This window comes from Pseudomonas sp. HLT2-19-2 (assembly GCF_054898005.1).
This window is the reverse complement of sequence record NZ_CM142712.1, coordinates 1771235-1789404: the sequence shown is the minus strand read 5'-3', so window position 1 is coordinate 1789404 and position 18170 is coordinate 1771235. Positions and strand designations below refer to the sequence as shown.

The window sequence follows — 18170 nt, the reverse complement described above, 5'->3', positions numbered from 1 at the left end:
TGCGGAGCAGTCATCAGGCCATTGCCTCGGCCTTACAGCAACTCAAAACTCTGCGCCTTCACATCCTGAGAATCCAGGCCGATCTGCACCTGGAACTCGCCCGGCTCGGCGGCGTATTCCAACTGAGCGTTGAAGAACTTCAAGTCGTTCTCATCAATGCTGAAGTGGACCGCTGTCTCTTCTCCGGCCTTGAGCATGATTTTCTTAAAGTTCTTCAGTTCTTTGACCGGACGGCTGAGGGAGCCAACGACATCGCGGATGTACAGCTGAACCACTGTTTCGCCGTCGCGCTGGCCGATATTCTTCACCATGACGCTGGCGACGAGCTTGTCGGTCTTGTTCAGTGTGGTCGAAGACAGGGCCATGTCGGTCAGGCTGAAATCGGTATAACTCAGCCCATAGCCGAAGGGATAAAGCGGACCATGGGATTGATCGAAATATTGAGACGTGTAGTTGCGAGGCCCACCCGGCAAGTAGGGGCGGCCGGTGTTCAAATGGCTGTAGTAATTCGGGATCTGCCCCACGGAGCGTGGAAAGGTGATGGGTAACTTGCCGGAGGGGTTGTAGTCACCGAACAATACATCGGCAACGGCGTTGCCTCCCTCAGAGCCGCTGTACCAGGTTTCCAGAATCGCATCGGCCTGCTCCTGCTCCTTGCCGATGGAAAGTGGCCGACCGTTCATCAATACCAGTACCAGCGGCTTGCCGGTGGCTTTCAGGGCGGTGATCAATTCACTCTGGCGTCCTGGCAGATCGAGGCTGGTTCGACTGGCCGCTTCATGAGACATACTGCGGGGCTCACCCACTACTGCAATCACAACATCGGCTTGTTGTGCAGCCTTCACCGCTTCGTCAATCATCTCTGCTGCCGGACGAGCGTCGTTCTCGATTTCGGACGCGCCCAGGTATTTAATAACCTCTTGATCCTCCGTGAGATTGACGCCTCGGGCATAGATCAGCGAGCCCTTATCCATAGCGCTTTTCAGCCCGTCGTAGATCGTCACCGATTGCGAGGGCACGCCGCTTGCGGACCAACTGCCCATGATGTCGACGGTACTTTTTGCCAACGGGCCTATGAGCGCGATCACACCCTCTTTTTTTAGCGGCAAGAGCTCGTTTTCATTCTTCAGCAGCACCAATGTCTTGCGTGCCACCTCACGGGCCGGCGCTCTGTGCAGACGGTTTTCGGCATTGTTATCAGCGGGGTCTTCACTGGCAACGCCGATGCGCCGGTAAGGGTCTTCGAACAGCCCCATGTCATATTTGGCCCCCAGGACTTCCCGCACTGCGTTATCGATATTGCTCTGGGAAACAGCACCAGACTCAAGCAGCCCGGGTAGCTCCGGACCATAGGAGAAGTCGTTCATGCTCATATCAACACCGGCCCTGATCGCGAGCCTGGCCGCTTCGCGGTGATTCTTCGCAACACCATGCTGAACCAGATCGTTTATCCCATTGTGGTCGCTGATGACCAGCCCTTTGAAGCCCCATGCTTTGCGAAGCAGGTCTTGCATCAACCATGCATTGGAAGCGGCTGGCACGCCATTTATCGAGTTAAGCGCCACCATCATTGCTCCCGCGCCACCCTCAATCGCCGAACGATAAGGTGGCAGGTAATCCTGGTGCATTCTGGCCAGGCCCATGTCGACGCTGTTGTAGTCGCGTCCACCCTCGACAGCACCATACAACGCGAAGTGTTTGGCGCTGGCCATGATGCTGTCGGGTGCATTCAGGCTTTTGCCCTGGTAGGCCTGAACCATCACTTTGGCAATGCGCGAAACCAGATAGGTGTCTTCACCGAAGCCTTCGGACGTACGCCCCCAGCGAGGATCACGGGCGATATCTATCATCGGTGCAAAGGTCAAATCGATACCGTCCGCACTGGCTTCTTTCGCCGCCGTTCGACCGCTCAACTCAATGGCGTCCATATCCCAGCTGGAGGCCAGCGCCAGACCAATGGGAAAAATGGTTCGATGGCCGTGTATCACGTCCCAGCCGAAAAACATCGGTATTTTCAGGCGGCTTTGTTGAGCCGCGTCCTGCATGGGTCGGTTTACGTGACGGCTCACAGAGCCGTACGTACCCCCGATTCGCCCGGCGGTGATCTCTTGGCGCATCCTTTCGGGAGTCATCTTTTCATCAATAGCGATCAGCCGCAGTTGGCCGATCTTTTCCTCCTGAGTCATCTGATTTATCAGGTGGGTGACAAAGGCATCTTTGTTTGACGATTCCATATCGGCCAGGACCGGCAGACTTGTAAAACCAATCAGGGCACACAGCAGACGTAATCTTTTCATGATTGCCTTCCCTGTGACGCATACCACCTGCTTGCCTTTGAAATGCCACCTTTCCATGTGTTGGAAATCAGAAAGCTGACGTTCAAATATTGCTGCTGACGGGGGTTGAAAGCCACTGAGCTTTCAGGATCCCGCATAGAAATAGCGTAGTCGCTCCGACGCTCCTGCCTGAGAGAAAAAATAGAACCGATCAAAAAATGAGTTTGATCCGGGCTCAAAACAACTGTACAAAAACACAGTATATTTTGGATCAACACTTTCGAGCCCGGAGAACACCATGGCCTCTCTTGCGATGAAAATCACCTTGGAACGTATCGCGCTTTTCCAATTTACCGCCGCGCATTGCGCTCAGGCCCGAGCAATGCTGGGTTGGAGTGTGGAGGAGCTGTCTCGGGAATCCGGGGTTTCGGTTGACGCTGTTCAGCGTTTCGAGGCGGAGCGTGATGTGCTGGATGTCACCCGACTTGCGTTGGCTTATCGGTTTGAATCAGAGGGGTTGGTGTTCTTCCCGGGGTTCGCGCCGGGGAGAGGGATGAATGTGAGAGGGTCTACGCCGAATCCGGTGGGCCGTGGGGATTATGCGATGGTTGAGTGAGGTGTCAGCGAATGAGTGAAGTCGATGGAAGCGACAGCTGTGTTTATAAGGCGTTGAGCTATCCCGATGCGGGTCAGAGGCGGGCCAAATCTGAGTACGTTATGAAGATTGGCATACTCCTCGAAACCGATCGGCTGAGTAAGACGGAGGCGGCGCAAAAGCTCGGGCTGTCTCAGGAGGAGTTGAATGAAATGCTCCGTGGAAAATTTCACGATTTGACCGTGGCAAAGATCTCGGAGTATCTAAACCTGCTCCGGGATGAACGCAGGTAGTTGTTTGTGAAACTCGGGCCGCTCACGTGAGTCGGCCCGGCAACACATCATCAAGCGTTCTGAGCCGCGACCTGATCGCCTTCATTTTCCAACCCCAACCACCAGACACTACCCCGCTGCGGATACATCACATTAAACGGCTCCCCCATCTGCGGCGTGGTAATTGAAACATTCCGCTCCCAGGCCAACGCCAGAATCCGGTCGAAGGGCTCGTACCAGGCATGCATCGACAAATCGAAGGTGCCGTTGTGAATCGGCAGTAACCAGCGACCTTTGAGGTCAATGTGCGCCTGCAGGGTTTGCTCCGGCTGCATATGAACATGCGGCCACTCGACGTTGTAGGTACCGGTTTCCATGAGCGTCAGGTCGAATGGGCCGTACTGTTCGCCTATGCGTTTGAAACCGTCGAAGTAGCCGCTGTCGCCGCTGAAGAAGATCCGCGTGTCGCCGTCGATCATCACCCACGAGGCCCACAATGTGCTGTTGCCATCGAACAGACCGCGACCGGAAAAGTGTTGCGATGGCGTGGCGATGAACTGGATGCCGTCAACTTCTGTGCCCTGCCACCAATCCAGTTGGCGTACTTTGCTGGCGTCGACGCCCCACTTGATCAACGTGTCGCCCACGCCCAGCGGCGTCAGAAAGTACTTGGCCTTGTCCGCCAGTTTGAGCACGGCCTGATAATCGAGGTGGTCGTAGTGATCGTGGGACAGGATCACCGCTTCGATAGGCGGCAACTCTTCGAGGCTGATCGGCGGCTGGTGGAAGCGCTTGGGGCCGGCCCATTGCACCGGCGAGGCGCGCTCGGCGAAGACCGGGTCGGTGATCCAGAATTTGTCCCGCAGTTTCAGCAGTACGGTGGAATGACCGAGTCGGTAAACGCTGTGGTTAGGTGCGGCGATCAACGCTGCCTGAGTCAGGGTTTGCACCGGGACGGGTGCGGTCGGGCGAGTGTTACGCGGTTTGTGGAAGATCATGCTCCACATGATGCGCAGGGTTTTGCGAAAGCCTTCGCGCTTTACCTGCGCATGGTTTCGAAAGAGCCCTTCTACCTGACGGGAAGCTTTAGGCGTAGAGGCGTTATCCGATGGGGAAGTTGATGCGGCCATGACTGAATGACTCCAGGAAAACCACATGATTCGCGGTTCTCCGTTTGGGACGATAAATAGCCGAGGCACGCACGCATCAGCCGGAGATTCTATTGTTCACTGTGCAGGATTAACAAAACATTACACTGCACAGTGTAGTTTCAAGGTTGCATCAAAGCCGATCACAAAAAAACTACCAGTGTAATTCTCACTTTTCTTGCCGAAGCGTACTTATGAAAGCTCCACAGCGCCTCACCGACCGAAAACGCGAAGCCATCATTCAGGCGGCGATTGCCGAATTCCGTGCCAACGGGTTCGACATCACCAGCATGGACAAGATCGCTGCTACCGCCGGTGTGTCGAAACGCACGGTGTACAACCACTTCCCCAGCAAGGAAGAGTTATTCGCCGAAATCCTCAATCAATTGTGGGCGCGGGTGACGGCAGAAAAGGAAACGCCCTACCACCCTGACCTGCCGCTGCGCGACCAGATGCGCCGGATGCTAATGGCGAAAATGCAGATGCTGGGCGATGACAACTTTCTCGACCTGGCGCGAGTGGCCATCGCCGCCACGATCCATTCCCCCGAGCGCGCGCAGAACATGGTTGCCCGAATGGGCGAACGTGAAGAAGGCGTGACCGTATGGATCCGCGCCGCCCAGGCCGATGGTCGTTTGAAACCGGTCGCTCCCGAATTCGCCGCTCAACAGATTCAGGGAATGCTCAAATCCTTTGCGTTCTGGCCGCAGATTTCCATGGGTTTGCCTGGCCTGTCAGCCGAAATGCAGAGCACTGTTGTCGAGTCGGCGCTGGACATGTTCCTGGCCTGCTATCAGCTCTGAATCGAGCACCATGACCACCAAGACTTGCGACTAAACCCGGCGCCTGGAAATGCATCAGCACTTCGTGGGCAAGGATCAGCCCAAGGCCTGATGCCCATTAAGGCAATTTCAACGCCCGCCCCAACTCATCGAACAACGTCACCACCGAGCGCAAGGCGCGGCAGTCCGGGCGGGTCAGCAACCAGAGCGCCGTGTCGTAACCGTGTAGCGGCTCGCTCAACGGTTGCAGTCCATCACCGATGAGGAAGTCCGGTAATGCCGCGACACCGAGCCCGGCCCGCACCAGCTCAGTCACCGACAACATGCTGTTGCAGCGATAACCCGGCGTGACGCCGGGCAACTGCTGGCGGCGCCACGCGACGGTGGGGTGATCGGGCAGGAAGTCGTCCGGGGCGATCCAGGTCAGCGAGGCCAGGTCTTCGCAATTGACCGATTTCAGGTACGCCGCGCTGGCACAGACTCGATACGACACCGCAGCCAATCGCCGGCCAACCAAGTGCTCGGGCGGTGTGCGGGTCAGGCGCAAGGCGATATCCGCATCCCGGCGGCTGAGGTTGGCGAAGTCGTTGGAGGTACTCAACTCGATGGTCAGCGCCGGGTAGGAGGGCATGAACCGCGCCAACGCCGGCAACAGCAAGCCTTGCAGGACCGAATCGGTGCAGGTCAGGCGCACGGTGCCGCTGATGACTTCACCGCCCTGCTCCACGCCAATGCGCGCCGCCTCCAGCGCTTGTTCGGCCCGCTCAGCCTGCTCGGCCAGGGTCTGCGCCAAGGTGGTGGGCAAGTAGCCGGCTCGGCTCTTTTCGAACAATTGCTGGCCCAGCGCGGCTTCCAGTCGACGCACGGCGCGAAACACCGTCGAGACGTCGACCTTCAACAGCGTCGACGCCCGCGCCAGAGAGCCGCCGCGCACCAGCGCGAGGATCAGGGACAGGTCGGGGTAATCCAGTCGATAGTGCATCGGTGCATTGATCAATTGGGATAACGCCAATATTGAGTGCGTGAACGCCAATCTATAGTGGGTGCCAAGAATCAACAAGCGTGGAGCGCACACATGGAAACCCGCCCAATCCGCATCGCCCTGATCGGCGATTACGACCCGCACGTCACCGCTCACCAAGCCATTCCCGTCGCCCTCGGCATGGCCGCCGAACACGCAGGGCGAGACGTGCAGTGCCAGTGGTTGGCCACCGACCGCATCAGCGCCGATACGCCGTTGGCTGAATTCGACGGTTTCTGGTGCGTGCCCGCCAGCCCTTACCGCGATAGGGACGGTGCATTGCGGGCGATTCGTTTTGCCCGCGAACAGCAGCGACCATTCCTTGGCACCTGTGGCGGTTTTCAACACGCCGTACTCGAATACGCCCGACATGTTCTGGGCTGGGACGATGCTGAACATGGCGAGACATCGCCCGATGCGGCGCGAGCACTGCTCACGCCACTGACCTGTTCGCTGGTGGAGGCCGTCGACCGCATTCATCTGGTTGAAGGCTCGTTGATCGCCCAGGCGTACGAAAGCGCCGAGATTGTCGAAGGATATCGCTGCCGCTACGGCGTTAACCCTGAGTTCGAACGTGAGTTGTTGACCCAACAGCTATGCGCCGTTGGACACGATTCTTCGGGCGACTTGCGGGCGGTGGAATTACGAGGGCATCCGTTCTTCGTCGCGACGCTGTTCCAACCTGAACGCGCAGCGCTCAAGGGCAAACTGCCGCCGCTGGTCCACGCGTTGATCGCAGCCTGCAAAAGGCAGAAATAATGATCGCCAAGACGCCGCCAACGCCTTACTACGCGGTGATTTTTACCTCCCTGCGCACCGACGATGATCACGGTTACGAGCAGGCCGCCAGGCGCATGGTCGAACTGGCCCGCGAGCAACCCGGTTTCCTGGGTGTGGAATCGGCTCGGGGTGAAGATGGACTCGGGATTACGGTGTCCTACTGGGCCAGCGAAGCGGCGATTCTGGCGTGGAAACATCCTCCCGAGCACAGTGAGATTCGCGAGCGTGGGCGGTCGACCTGGTATTCGGCGTGTCATACGCGGGTGTGCAAGGTTGAGCGGGATTATCGGTTTCAGCAGTAACCGGTTGCAGCATTCTTGAGATCGCGGGCAAGCCTCGCTCCTACGAGGGTTCATTACATCCTGTAGGAGCGAGCGGTGCGGCGATCCGACTTGCCCGCGAAGAGACCACTGCGACCACCGCAAAACTCAGCTCTGCACCAGACTGCGAACCGCCGAAATCTCCGGCACTTCCCGCCGATTCATGTACACCCGCAACGGTTCGGTGATGTTGATCCGGTCATCGATGTTCTGATCCAGCAACAACTGAATCAACTCACGTTTGAGCGTCATGGCCTGCCCGGAACCCGAGGTCCAGACGAATTCACTGGTGGGAATAATGCCGTCATCCGCCACGTCCATACCGAACGAGTCTTCGCTGAAACGAACGATGTAGTGGCCAGTCTTGCGATTGAGGCCGACGAAGCCTTTGAGTTGGTCGGCGGCCTGGCAGATGAGCTCGGAAGTGATGCGCATGATAAACCTCACAAAAGGTCGTTAAGGACCGGTGATCGATGGTTTACACGCAGGGCAAGCGAATGGATTTCCCTCTGCCGGGGAAATTGCCGGGGCCAAGAGTACTGCAAAGAACCGCACAAAACGCGGAAAAAATCAGCTTTAAACACGTTTATGTCGGCCTGGCGATAGCGCAAGCGGCGCTCAGTTGTTAAAAGAGACGTCTTTGTAAATCTGCGAAAGGACCTCGACCATGCCTGATACCTTCACCAAGAGTGCCCTGTTGATGAGTCTGATGCTGGGACTCGGCCAGGCACAGGCCGCCAGCGAGCCAAGCCCCACTGCACTGGCAACCCGCACGGGCATCCCGCATCCGGCAGTGATCGCCCACCGTGGCGCGTCTTTCGATGCACCGGAATCCACCGCCGCCGCCTACAAACTGGCCCGTGATCTGGGTGTCGACTACCTGGAAATGGACGTGCAACGCAGCAAGGATGGCGTGCTCTTCGTCCTGCACGACGACAACTTGCAACGCACCACCGACGTCGCCAGCAAATTCCCTGAGCGCAAGGACCGCCCGGCCAACGAGTTCACCCTCGCCGAGCTGAAAACCCTGGATGCCGGCAGCTGGTTCAACACCGCCTACCCGGATCGCGCCCGTCCTTCCTACGCCGGTCTGAAAATCCTGACCCTTGATGAAATCATCGATATCGCCCAAGGCAACCCGCTGCACAAACCCGGCCTGTACATCGAAACCAAAGAGCCGAAGCAATTTCCCGGGATCGAGCGCGACCTCAAGGAGAAACTCCACGATCGCGGCTGGCTGAGCCCGGCCGGTTCGAAATTGGCGAAGAGCGAGTTGGCTGTCGGCCAGGGCAAAGGCAAGGTCGTGCTGCAAACCTTCGAGAAGAGCAGCCTCGAACTGCTCGAGAAGGAAATGCCGAAAGTGCCGAAAATCCTCCTGCTGTGGGTCGGCGAAGGTAGCATCGAGCCGAAGTCCAAGGTGACGTTTGCTGAGTCCGGCGACAAAGACAAAGCCAGTTATTACGCCAAACAACAACCGAAAGACAAAGCCGAATTCCAGCAATGGGTCGAGTACGCCAAAGCCCAGGGCGCGATCGGCACCGGCCCTTCTGCGGCGCTAACCAAGGGTGGCGATCAGAGCTACTCGGACCTGGTGCAACCGTGGATGAACCAGTACACCCACGACCAAGGTTTGCTGGTGCACGTCTACACTATCGACGATGCCGTGGATTACCAGAAAGTCACGGACGCCGGCGTCGACGGCATCTTCACCAACCGCGCCAGCGAACTGCTCAAGTTCTACAAACGCCCGGCGGCTGCCAGTGTTGCGCAGTTGTTGCAGAACAACGGTTATTGAACAATCAGAAAAGCTCTCGAAGGAATTAAGGGTGAATTAAGTTGCGCAAGCTAACCTGATCCCACTTAAACAGATCACCCCAAGGAAAGAATCTCATGAAAACCCTGACTGCCCTGTTCACCGCTGCTGCCCTGACCCTCACCGCTGGCCTGGCCCAGGCTGATGTTCGCGTCGACCAGATCCCTGAGCTGGTCAAGAGCGGCAAGATCAAGCCTTTGGAAGAGATGAACCAGGCCGCATTGAAATTGCACCCGGGTGCGACCATCACCGACACGGACTTGGACAACCACTTCAATAACTATGAGTACGAAGTGGAACTGAAAACCGCTGACGGCAAAGAATTTGACGTGGACTTCGATGCCACCACCGGCAAAGTTCTGAGCGACAAACAAGACACCTGATGCACAAAGACCAAGCCGCATGATCTTCGGATCGTGCGGCTTTTCAGTTCATCGCCGTGCTCGACTGTGTACCGACTCGGTAAGCAAACCGGTACACAGCCCTTCCCGTTACGCGCTTAAACGCGCCGTCACTTCATTCAACTGCCCCGACAACCCATGCAGGTTGTGGCTGGCCGCTTCGGTGCGCTGCACGTTGTCCAGATTGGTACTGGCGATGCTGGTGATTTCGGTGAGGTTGCGCGAGATGTCTTCGGCCACCGAGGTCTGCTCTTCGGCGGCGGTGGCGATCTGGCGGTTCATGTCGCGGATGGCTTCCACGGCATGGGTGATGCGCTCCAGCATGGCGCCGGCCTGGGTCACTTGCTCGACACTTTCTTCACTGCGCGACTGACCGCTTTCAATCGCCTGGGCCGCATCCACCGCACCGGTTTGCACGGTTTGGATGATCTGGTTGATCTCGATGATCGACGCCGCCGTGCGCTGGGCCAGGCTGCGGACTTCATCGGCCACCACGGCGAAACCGCGCCCTGCTTCACCGGCACGGGCCGCTTCGATGGCTGCGTTGAGCGCCAGCAGATTGGTCTGCTCGGCGATGCCGCGAATCACTTCCAATACCTTGCCGATGCGCCCGCTGTCGGTTTCCAGACGACGGATGACCATGGCGGTGTTGGCGATTTCGCCACGCATTTGGGTGATGGTGTGGATGGTGCCTTGCATGACTTTTTCGCCCTGCTGAGCGGACTGGTCGGCGTCGTCGGCTGCACGCGCGGCATCGGCTGCGTGACGCGCGACTTCTTGCGCGGTGGCGGACATTTCGTTCATCGCCGTGGCCACCTGATCGGTTCTGTTGAACTGCTCGTTGGTGCCGCTGGCCATCAGGGTGGCGATGGAATTCAGTTCACCGCTGGCGCTGTCCAGATCCGAGGCACTGCGCTGCAAACGGCTGAAGGTTTCGGCGAGGAAATCGCGCAGGGTGTTGGCCGCTACCGCCAACTTGCCCAACTCGTCCTGTCGGCTGCTGGCCACGCGTTCGGCAAACTTGCCCTGGCTGAGTTGCGCCACGTACTCGATCAGTTTGCGAATCGGTTCCACCAGGTTGCGGTTAACCAACCACAGGCTCAACAGGCCGATCAGCAGACCCGAGGCGAGCATCACAATGATCCCCAGCAACACGGTGCGATCGGCATCGGCTCTGATCAGCTTCGATTGCTCGGCACCCTGCTTGCGCATTTCGCTGACCAACTCGCTCATCTGATCGCTGGTCGCGCGGTCCACACCTTTGACCGCCGTGTCGCCAGCCGTTGGGTCGGCACCTGCCGCCACGTAGGCGTCACGGCCCTTTTGATAAGCCGTACCCAACAGGCGATGTTCGTCCCGCAGGCGCTCGATGCGAGTCTTGAGTTGCGGCTCAATGCCCTTCTGCCCGGCCAGTTCACCGAGGATGCCCTGCACATCGCGTTGACGGTCCCCGAATTGTTTCCAGTATTTGTCCAGGTCCGCAGGTTGCTTGCCGCGTAACAGAACGTTTTTCCACTCCTGAACCTGAACCTTGAATTGCAGGTTGGCTTCATCGATCAATTGCGAGGTGTGCAGCGGGCCTTCGATCAGATTCGCGTAGTTCTGAACACCGCTGGACAGAAAGTGAAAGCAGGCCAGGGCGATCAACAACATGGCCAACAGGCTGCCGCTCAACAAGGCAAGGATTTGTGCTCTCAGGGATTTTTGCAAAAACATCGAGTGCTCTCATGACAGGGATAAGGCACGCCGGCAGGCGTGTAAGGTGTCCGGACATCCCTGTCAGCGACGCTGGCCCAAGACCGCACCGCGAAATTCATTATCAACATCATCGGCGTGCCAGAGCCTTTCTTGAGCGCTTCCGACCACCGGTAGAGTGAATTTTCAGCGCCACGAGGCTGTCACGAAATTATCAAAAACCCTTGCGATGATGCGGCTCAAGTGAACCTGTAAAACCCGCGACAGGCGCCTCCCCTTGCGAGCCCTCATGAACCACAGCATCGACCAAAGCCATCGCGACCCGGACCTGTTCGGTCTGCTGTACGGTTTCAGTTTTTCGCCCCGGGGAGCGCGGCCGGGAGATCGATTCGGCCAAGGCATTGCAATGCCTGCAACAGCCCGGCGACAGCGACGAATTTCTCTGGTTGCACCTGAACCTCGCCCACGCCGCCTGCGAGCGCTGGATGAAAAGCCATCTGCAACCCCTGCACTCGGTAGACAAGCTGCGCTCGTCGGTGAAGGCCGGTGAGTGTTTTCGCTCGCCGCTGGAATTGCTGGTGCATTTGCTGCGCGATCAAGGTGAAGTACTGACCCAGATCGTGCGCAAGACCAGCCTCAGCGTCGACGGCTTTCGGTCAGCCGGACGACATCGGTGCCGCCATTGCGTTACTGCTGGCTCCGGGTAGCCAGTGGATCAACGGCCAGCGCGTCGAGGCATCGGGCGGGATGTTTTTGTAAGGACCCGCTCCCGCACCACGTCATACGTCCAGTGGTAGACGTAGGTGTACGGCAGGAAAAACAGCAATACACCGATCTCCAGCAGAAACGCTTGCCACAGGCTGATGCTCAGCCACCAGGCGATCAGTGGCACACCGACCGCAACCAAACCGCCTTCAAACAGCAGCGCATGGGCAACACGCACCCAGGCGTTGTGCACGATGGCAAAGCGTTTGAGCACTCGGTCGAACAGGCCGTTGAAGACCACGTTCCACGCCAGGGCAAGGGCGGCGATGACCAGGGTGACGACGCCCATCTCAAGCATCGGTTTGTCCATGATCCACGCCAGCAGCGGCGTACAGATCAAGATGGCCAAGACTTCGAAACCGATGGCCTGGAAAATACGTTCAGTGATGGATTTGTTGACGTTCATGACCAGAGTCTCCTGAGTGACTGTGGTTGCTATGATCCTTCCCCACACCGATACTTCATAACCAATAACCATCGATCAAGGCGATAGTTCATGGCGTCTCAAGAAGTGTTGCAGGCGTTTGTGCAAGCGGCGACTCAAGGTTCGTTTTCCGCGGCGGCACGCAAACTGGGCCGCAGTCAGTCGACCATCAGCGCTGCGGTGGCCAGTCTTGAAATCGACTTGAACCTGACACTCTTCGACCGCAGCAGCCGCAAGCCAAGCCTGACCCCGGCCGGGCACGTAATGCTGCGACGGGCCGAGGAAATTCTGGCCGCCACCAGCCGACTGGAAATGACCGCCAGCCAACTGTCTCAAGGGGTTGAGCCGAAGCTGACCGTGGCGATTTCCGACACCTATCAGTCCGACCGATTCGAAGCGGCGCTCAGCGCTTTCGAGCAGCGTTATCCGGACCTGGAACTCGAATGTTTGATCGCCGAATGCGATGACCTGGTGGCGCTGGTGCAACGCGGTCGAGCGCATGTCGCCTTCGCCGAAAAACAAGACAGTTACCCGCCAGACCTGGTCAGTTCGACCGTGGAGGAACGGACGGAGATTGCTCTGTTCGTGTCTCGTAAGCATCCGTTGGCGGCGCTGAGCCACATCGATCAAGACGTGTTGCAACACCATCGGGAACTGCGCCTGGCGACGATCGTCAATCCGTATGAAAGCCGTGCAAAGGGGCGCGTCTGGTCGGCACCGAGTTATCTGATGCTGCTGGAAATGGCCCAGGGCGGATTCGGCTGGGCGCCGTTGCCCCGGTGGCTGGTGGAGCGGTTTGGTGCAGGGACGCTGGAGGAACTGGACGTGCGCGGCTGGCCGAAACCGGTGTTCGTCGATGCGCTGTGGTCGCGGCTGCATCCGCCGGGGCCGGCGGGGAGTTGGTTGCTCGGCAAGATGTTGGAGTGAAGGTCCTTCGGCCCTTATCGCCGAATCATCACTTCAGCTCCCGCAACCGGGCCTCGATAAACCGCCGCTCCGGCATTTGCTGCGTCAACTCAAGCGCCCGCTCATAAGCCCCCCGAGCCTCCTCAACCCTTCCTAACTGCCGACAAAACTCCGCCCGCGCCGAGTGCGCCAAGTGATAATCCTGCAAATCACCCCGCGCCAGAATTCCTTCAACCAACGTCAGCCCCGCCAACGGCCCATCCCGTTTGGAAATCGCCGCCGCACGGTTCAATTCAATCACCGGCGAAGGCACCGCCCGCAACAGCACGTCATACAGACCCACAATCTCCAGCCAGTCCGTTTGCGCCGCCGTGGGCGCTTCGGCATGCACCGCCGCAATCGCCGCTTGCAGGCAATACGGCCCGAAACGCCGGGTCGTCAGCGCCCGCTCCACCAGTGCGCAACCTTCAGCAATCATCCCGGCGTCCCACAACGTACGATCCTGCTCATCCAGCACGATCAACTCCCCGCTCGCTGACGTCCGCGCCGGACGTCGGGACTCATGCAGCAGCATCAGCGCCAGCAGCCCCATCACCTCGGATTCGGGCAGCAGTTCCATCAACAAACGACCGAGCCGAATCGCTTCGCGGGTCAAATCCTCACGGGTCAGTACGGCGCCGACTGACGCGGAATAGCCTTCGTTGAACACCAGGTAAATGACCCGCAGCACACTGTCCAGGCGCTCGGGCAATTCCGCCAGGGTCGGCACCTGATAAGGAATTTTCGCGTCACGGATTTTGGCCTTGGCGCGCACGATGCGCTGGGCGATGGTCGCTGGCGCCGACAGAAAGGCCCGGGCGATTTCCTCCGTGGTCAGGTCGCAGACTTCCCTCAGCGTCAACGGCACCTGCGCGTCCGCCGCAAGTGCCGGATGGCAACAGGTAAAGATCAGGCGCAGGCGATCGTCTTCCACGTCTTCGTCACTCCAGTCGGCCTGCTCCAGCGCCTCCAGTTGAGCGATCAACATCGGTTGCGACGCGATGAAGCGCGCGCGCCGACGCAACACATCGATGGCCTTGAAGCGCCCCGTGGACACAAGCCAGGTACGTGGATTGTCCGGCACCCCGTCACGCTGCCAGCGCTCGACCGCGATGAAAAACGCTTCGTGCAAGGCCTCTTCGGCGAGGTCGAAATCGCCGAGTAAACGGATCAGGGTCGCCAGAATCCGCCGCGAGTCTTCGCGGTAAACCTGTTCGACTTGCGCGCGTACCGACTCGCCAGACATCAATCGGGCATGCCTTCGGTCAACTGGCGAACGGGACGCACCTCGACACACCCAACCCGGGCCGCCGGGATGTTGCCGGCGACCTGGATGGCTTCATTGAGGTCCTTGGCATCGATCAGGTAGAAGCCGGCCAACTGCTCCTTGGTTTCGGCGAACGGGCCGTCGGTGATCGACATTTTCCCATTGCGCATGCGCACGGTGGTCGCGGTCTGCACCGACTCCAGCGCCTCGGCGGCGACCATTCGGCCGCTGCCCTGGATCGACTCGGCATAGGCCATGCACTCGGCGTCTTTCGGGCTGTCGGGCAGCGAGTGCAACTCGAGCTCATTGCTGTAGACCAGGCATAGATATTTCATGTGGCACTCCCTAATCGAACTGATCAACTATGGCTGCTGATTGAGGGTTTAGCGCTGTTTGCCGACGATCAGCCCGACAAATCAGTCCGACGCTCACGGTTCCAGGTTGAACAGCGCGGTGCCGCTCATCATGTCGAACGGGGCCGACCAGTGTTCGTGGACGATGCGCCATTGCCCATCGTCGCGCCGATAGCAGGCGGTCACGCGCATCCAGCAGGCCTGGGTTTCGCCCTTATCGTTAGTGCCGCCGCAATGGGCCAGCCAATGGGCGAAGGCGATGTGCTCGTCCGCCACGATGTTCATATGGTCGAAGTCAAACTTGTGCGCGCCCTGGCACATTTCCATGCACTCCTGCCAATGCGCGCGGTAGGCTACTTTGCCCCGAAATTGCAGGGCCTTGACCGCGTCGTAGGAGACGATGTCGTCGGCATACAGGGGCATGAGTTTCTCGACATCCTTGGCGATGACCGCCTGACGATAGGTGTCGATCAGGGTCTGGATCTCGTGTGTAGCGTTCATGGTGGTTCTCCGTGGTTTTTATGGTGAAGACACCCCTAGTCGTCTGGCGAAAAGCCAAATCGACAGCCGAAATAAAAATAATCCGGGAACGCAAACTCGTTAGAATTCGAAACACATTTATGTTGGAAAAAGGACACTTCAGTGACAGCCCGACTCGTGCCTTACGAAAGCCTGAACGCGCGCCAGCGCCAGCAGGTCGAGGCCATTGAAGTTCACAAAGAACAAATCAAGTTCTCCGGCGACATCCACGGTGCATTGCACACCTTGCTGTCCAAACCCGGCCCCGGCGTCCAGGGATTTGCGCTGCTGGTCGAGGAGATCCCCGTGGCCTTCCTGCTGCTGAAACGCCCGCCCGTATTGCCGGCGTGGGCCGACGAACACAGCGCGACCTTGCATGCCTTGCAAGTCGATCACCGCGCTCAGGGCAAGGGGTATGGAAAAGCCTGCCTGCAAGCCCTGCCCGACGTGGCTCGGCAGGCGTTTCCTGATATCAAAGCGCTGGAGCTCTCGGTGGACGCGGACAACGAGGCAGCCATCGCGCTCTATGCGAAATTCGGCTGGGTCGACAGCGGCGAGGCGTACAAGGGCCGTATCGGGTATGAACGGCGCATGAGTCTGATTCTCTGAGGTGGTTATGCTCGACAGCATCGAAGCACTGGAAGCGATCTACGGCCAACCCCACGACCGCGCCGTGCGCAAGCAGATCCCCTTTCTGAACGAGGACTATCAGGCGATGGTCCGTGCATCGCCACTGGTGATCGTCAGCTCGGTGGGGCCTGACGGCATGGACGGTTCGCCACGGGGTGACACGCCGGGTTTCGTGCGAATCATTGATCAGCGCACCCTGGCGATCCCGGATCGACCAGGTAACAACCGCATCGACACCCTGCGCAACCTCGTGCTCGATTCGCGGGTGTCGCTGCTGTTCATCATTCCCGGGATTGGCGAAACGTTGCGGGTTAACGGCACGGCACAGATCAGCGCCGAACCTGCGTTGCTGGAGAGTTTTGCGGTCAGTGGCAAACCGGCGCGCACGGTGATGCTGGTGACGGTGGAAGCAGCGTTTTTTCATTGTTCGAAAGCGATTGTGCGCTCGGACTTGTGGAACCCTGAGAAACATCTGGAGCGCTCGGCGCTGCCGACGGCGGGGGCGTTTCACAAGCGTTTGAACGATGGGCAGTTCGATGCCGAGACGTATGACCGGGAAGCGCCGGCGAGAGTGCATGACAGCCTCTACTGATCGAACACGAAAAAGGGTTGCCTTGAGGCAACCCTTTTGGGATTTGACTAGTTGTCAGAGGAGAAGGCAGTAGTCGAGCAACTGCTTCTCGATACTTTGACGCTGACCGATTACCAACGCGACCACTACAAGGTTTTCACTCGGGAACACCTCATACAAAACCCGCTGCCCCATAGGCAAGTACTCACGAAAATGAGTGACGCCAAGCGACGCCGCTTCCTGGCAAACACCGTAAACATGGGCCTGACTGCTCAGAGCCGTAACGATCTGCATCACCAGCTGATCAACCGTCTCTGCCGCTTTTTTTTGACCGCATTGCTGCGTGAGATAGTGCTCCAGCGAAATAACCCCATGCTCCGCAGCAGTCGCAAACTCTACCCTGAAGGCCTCAGGCATCGTTATCGTCTTGCTGCAATTGGCGCCGCTGCGCCAGCCTGGCCAGCAAAGTGTCGCCAGAAATCAGCTTTCCCTGCTCCTTGTCGCGAGAGGAGAACGAAAGAAGCTTGATCAGCGCGATGGCCTCATCTCGCCGCTTACGCTCCTCGTAGGATTCAATCACATAAGCCGGAACGCCATTCTGAGTGACGAGCATCGGCTCGGAAAGATCCAGCGCGGCCGCATTCTTTTTAACAAAACTGATAGTTTCAACTCGCATCATTCATTCCTCTGCTCACCACCCGAACAGGATGGCCAACGCAACAAGGTCTGAATTTAGGCCATTAAAAAACTTATCTCAAGCACTCATTTGCTCTTGTCCCAGCTCCAACACCATCTCATGCCACGCCATGCCGCCGTGGTCCGAGGCGGAAGGCTTGATGTAGGCAAACCCGAACCCGGCATAGAGCGGAATGTGCCGCTCCTTGCACATCAGGTTGATGCTGGTCTTGCCCAACGCGCGCATCCGCTCGATGAATTCGCCCATCAAGCGTTTCGCCAAACCTTGACCCTGGTAATCCGGGTGCACCACCACCGACATGATCACCACATGCGGGCCGGCCGGGTCGTGGCCGATCAGTTCCTTGAACGCCTCGTCCGACATTTCCACCTGAAACGCCGCACCGGAATTGATGAAACCGGCGACCATGCCATCGACTTCGGCGACGATGAAACCCTCGGGCCAGGTGGCGATGCGGGTGGCAATTTTTTCGCGCGTAGCGGCTTCGTCGCCTTCGTAGGCCACGGTTTCGATGGCGTAGCAGCGGTCCAGATCAGCAGGCAGGACGTATCGGATAACAGGGTTCGTCGAGTTCATGGCGCTGCGCAGACCTTGGGGCAAAGTGAGATGACAGGATAACGCTCGCCGAGTCTAACAATACTTGCGGGCTCTCGAACGCCCAATACCCACCTCTCGTATGAAGTGCATAGGGTTCAAGGACGGCACCGTAAAGCTTTCATATAACCGCTACCCAAGGCCCTGGGTACGTATTATCTATTCAGTCCTCGACGATTGACGACACCCTGCCACGGCAGGTTGAGCGCTCCTCGTCCCACCCCCAGGACTTTGATCATGAGCTCGACTCAAATCGGCTTACTCGTGTTGTTCAGCATTACCTCGTTCGGTTTCATCACGCT

Annotated in this window: 22 protein-coding genes and 2 pseudogenes; 12 read left to right on the top strand and 12 right to left on the bottom strand. The window is 58.4% G+C overall.

Annotation, left to right across the window (positions count from 1 at the left end; all coding sequences use genetic code 11):
* Positions 1 to 32: 32 nt before the first annotated feature.
* A complete protein-coding gene (bglX, locus tag ACYZTU_RS08220) occupies positions 33 to 2297 on the bottom strand; it encodes a beta-glucosidase BglX (RefSeq protein ID WP_461969309.1) in 2265 nt (754 codons plus the stop codon).
* Between the two features lie 277 nt (positions 2298 to 2574).
* On the opposite strand from bglX, the gene ACYZTU_RS08215 reads away from it, so the two are divergent.
* Together ACYZTU_RS08215 and ACYZTU_RS08210 are read left to right on the top strand one after the other, a co-directional pair.
* The gene (locus ACYZTU_RS08215; RefSeq protein ID WP_461969307.1) at positions 2575 to 2892 is read left to right on the top strand and encodes a helix-turn-helix domain-containing protein; all 318 of its coding nucleotides are present in this window, start codon (positions 2575 to 2577) and stop codon (positions 2890 to 2892) included.
* A gap of 11 nt (positions 2893 to 2903) precedes the next feature.
* Positions 2904 to 3164, top strand: a complete 261-nt coding sequence (locus ACYZTU_RS08210; protein WP_461969305.1) for an XRE family transcriptional regulator — start codon at positions 2904 to 2906, stop codon at positions 3162 to 3164.
* Between the two features lie 50 nt (positions 3165 to 3214).
* On the opposite strand, the gene ACYZTU_RS08205 is transcribed toward ACYZTU_RS08210, so the two are convergent.
* The gene (locus ACYZTU_RS08205; RefSeq protein WP_461969304.1) at positions 3215 to 4273 is read right to left on the bottom strand and encodes an MBL fold metallo-hydrolase; all 1059 of its coding nucleotides are present in this window, start codon (positions 4271 to 4273) and stop codon (positions 3215 to 3217) included.
* A gap of 212 nt (positions 4274 to 4485) precedes the next feature.
* On the opposite strand from ACYZTU_RS08205, the gene ACYZTU_RS08200 reads away from it, so the two are divergent.
* A complete protein-coding gene (locus ACYZTU_RS08200) occupies positions 4486 to 5094 on the top strand; it encodes a TetR/AcrR family transcriptional regulator (protein WP_461969302.1) in 609 nt (202 codons plus the stop codon).
* Positions 5095 to 5191: 97 nt separating this feature from the next.
* Here the strand turns inward: ACYZTU_RS08200 and ACYZTU_RS08195 are convergent, their stop codons facing one another.
* Positions 5192 to 6133, bottom strand: coding sequence for a LysR family transcriptional regulator (locus tag ACYZTU_RS08195; protein WP_461970986.1), 942 nt, complete (start codon positions 6131 to 6133; stop codon positions 5192 to 5194).
* A 15-nt stretch (positions 6134 to 6148) separates the two neighbouring features.
* Here ACYZTU_RS08195 and ACYZTU_RS08190 point away from each other — a divergent pair, with 15 nt between their 5' ends.
* Entirely contained in the window at positions 6149 to 6853 is a 705-nt protein-coding gene (locus ACYZTU_RS08190; RefSeq protein ID WP_461969300.1) for a CTP synthase C-terminal region-related (seleno)protein, read from the top strand.
* Entirely contained in the window at positions 6853 to 7176 is a 324-nt protein-coding gene (locus ACYZTU_RS08185) for an antibiotic biosynthesis monooxygenase family protein (RefSeq protein WP_461969298.1), read from the top strand. The genes ACYZTU_RS08190 and ACYZTU_RS08185 overlap by 1 nt, the downstream gene beginning before the upstream one ends.
* Before the next feature lie 126 nt (positions 7177 to 7302).
* On the opposite strand, the gene ACYZTU_RS08180 is transcribed toward ACYZTU_RS08185, so the two are convergent.
* Complete coding sequence (locus ACYZTU_RS08180) at positions 7303 to 7629, bottom strand: DUF2025 family protein (RefSeq protein WP_449643437.1); 327 nt, start codon at positions 7627 to 7629, stop codon at positions 7303 to 7305.
* Positions 7630 to 7861: 232 nt separating this feature from the next.
* Between ACYZTU_RS08180 and ACYZTU_RS08175 the strand changes: the two genes are divergently transcribed.
* Complete coding sequence (locus ACYZTU_RS08175) at positions 7862 to 8989, top strand: glycerophosphodiester phosphodiesterase (protein WP_461969296.1); 1128 nt, start codon at positions 7862 to 7864, stop codon at positions 8987 to 8989.
* 95 nt (positions 8990 to 9084) lie between these two features.
* Positions 9085 to 9390, top strand: coding sequence for a PepSY domain-containing protein (locus ACYZTU_RS08170; protein ID WP_010457288.1), 306 nt, complete (start codon positions 9085 to 9087; stop codon positions 9388 to 9390).
* A gap of 108 nt (positions 9391 to 9498) precedes the next feature.
* Here the strand turns inward: ACYZTU_RS08170 and ACYZTU_RS08165 are convergent, their stop codons facing one another.
* On the bottom strand, positions 9499 to 11124 hold the full coding sequence (locus tag ACYZTU_RS08165) for a methyl-accepting chemotaxis protein (RefSeq protein ID WP_461969294.1): 1626 nt from the start codon (positions 11122 to 11124) through the stop codon (positions 9499 to 9501).
* A gap of 268 nt (positions 11125 to 11392) precedes the next feature.
* Between ACYZTU_RS08165 and ACYZTU_RS08160 the strand changes: the two are divergent.
* Both ACYZTU_RS08160 and ACYZTU_RS08155 read left to right on the top strand, forming a co-directional pair.
* A pseudogene (locus tag ACYZTU_RS08160) lies at positions 11393 to 11750 on the top strand (magnesium transporter CorA); the annotation flags it as partial.
* A 7-nt stretch (positions 11751 to 11757) separates the two neighbouring features.
* Positions 11758 to 11862, top strand: a pseudogene (locus ACYZTU_RS08155) (short-chain dehydrogenase); the annotation flags it as partial.
* On the opposite strand, the gene ACYZTU_RS08150 reads toward ACYZTU_RS08155, so the two are convergent.
* On the bottom strand, positions 11819 to 12274 hold the full coding sequence (locus ACYZTU_RS08150) for a multidrug/biocide efflux PACE transporter (protein ID WP_461969292.1): 456 nt from the start codon (positions 12272 to 12274) through the stop codon (positions 11819 to 11821). The pseudogene ACYZTU_RS08155 and the gene ACYZTU_RS08150 overlap by 44 nt on opposite strands.
* A gap of 90 nt (positions 12275 to 12364) precedes the next feature.
* Between ACYZTU_RS08150 and ACYZTU_RS08145 the strand changes: the two genes are divergently transcribed.
* Entirely contained in the window at positions 12365 to 13219 is an 855-nt protein-coding gene (locus ACYZTU_RS08145) for a LysR family transcriptional regulator (protein WP_449643441.1), read from the top strand.
* A gap of 28 nt (positions 13220 to 13247) precedes the next feature.
* Here ACYZTU_RS08145 and ACYZTU_RS08140 read toward each other — a convergent pair whose 3' ends face one another.
* The 3 genes from ACYZTU_RS08140 to ACYZTU_RS08130 all read right to left on the bottom strand — a co-directional run bounded on the left by ACYZTU_RS08140 (position 13248) and on the right by ACYZTU_RS08130 (position 15358).
* Positions 13248 to 14483 (bottom strand): RNA polymerase sigma factor, encoded by a 1236-nt coding sequence (locus ACYZTU_RS08140; RefSeq protein WP_461969290.1) that lies wholly within the window; start codon positions 14481 to 14483, stop codon positions 13248 to 13250.
* The gene (locus ACYZTU_RS08135; RefSeq protein ID WP_449643443.1) at positions 14483 to 14839 is read right to left on the bottom strand and encodes a YciI family protein; all 357 of its coding nucleotides are present in this window, start codon (positions 14837 to 14839) and stop codon (positions 14483 to 14485) included. Before ACYZTU_RS08135 ends, ACYZTU_RS08140 begins: the two co-directional genes overlap by 1 nt.
* Positions 14840 to 14932: 93 nt before the next feature.
* Positions 14933 to 15358 carry a YybH family protein gene (locus tag ACYZTU_RS08130; protein ID WP_461969288.1) on the bottom strand — a complete coding sequence of 142 codons (426 nt, stop codon included), beginning with the start codon at positions 15356 to 15358 and terminating at the stop codon, positions 14933 to 14935.
* A 141-nt stretch (positions 15359 to 15499) separates the two neighbouring features.
* Between ACYZTU_RS08130 and ACYZTU_RS08125 the strand changes: the two genes are divergently transcribed.
* Positions 15500 to 15985 (top strand): GNAT family N-acetyltransferase, encoded by a 486-nt coding sequence (locus tag ACYZTU_RS08125; RefSeq protein WP_461969286.1) that lies wholly within the window; start codon positions 15500 to 15502, stop codon positions 15983 to 15985.
* Positions 15986 to 15992: 7 nt separating this feature from the next.
* Positions 15993 to 16598: a pyridoxamine 5'-phosphate oxidase family protein gene (locus ACYZTU_RS08120; protein ID WP_461969284.1), complete on the top strand. Its 606-nt coding sequence runs from the start codon at positions 15993 to 15995 to the stop codon at positions 16596 to 16598.
* A gap of 54 nt (positions 16599 to 16652) precedes the next feature.
* Here the strand turns inward: ACYZTU_RS08120 and ACYZTU_RS08115 are convergent, their stop codons facing one another.
* The 3 genes from ACYZTU_RS08115 to ACYZTU_RS08105 all read right to left on the bottom strand — a co-directional run bounded on the left by ACYZTU_RS08115 (position 16653) and on the right by ACYZTU_RS08105 (position 17850).
* Positions 16653 to 16994: a type II toxin-antitoxin system RelE/ParE family toxin gene (locus tag ACYZTU_RS08115; protein ID WP_449643447.1), complete on the bottom strand. Its 342-nt coding sequence runs from the start codon at positions 16992 to 16994 to the stop codon at positions 16653 to 16655.
* A complete protein-coding gene (locus ACYZTU_RS08110; RefSeq protein WP_046049521.1) occupies positions 16987 to 17253 on the bottom strand; it encodes a prevent-host-death protein in 267 nt (88 codons plus the stop codon). The genes ACYZTU_RS08115 and ACYZTU_RS08110 overlap by 8 nt, the downstream gene beginning before the upstream one ends.
* A gap of 78 nt (positions 17254 to 17331) precedes the next feature.
* A complete protein-coding gene (locus ACYZTU_RS08105) occupies positions 17332 to 17850 on the bottom strand; it encodes a GNAT family N-acetyltransferase (RefSeq protein WP_461969282.1) in 519 nt (172 codons plus the stop codon).
* Between the last annotated feature and the right edge of the window lie 320 nt (positions 17851 to 18170).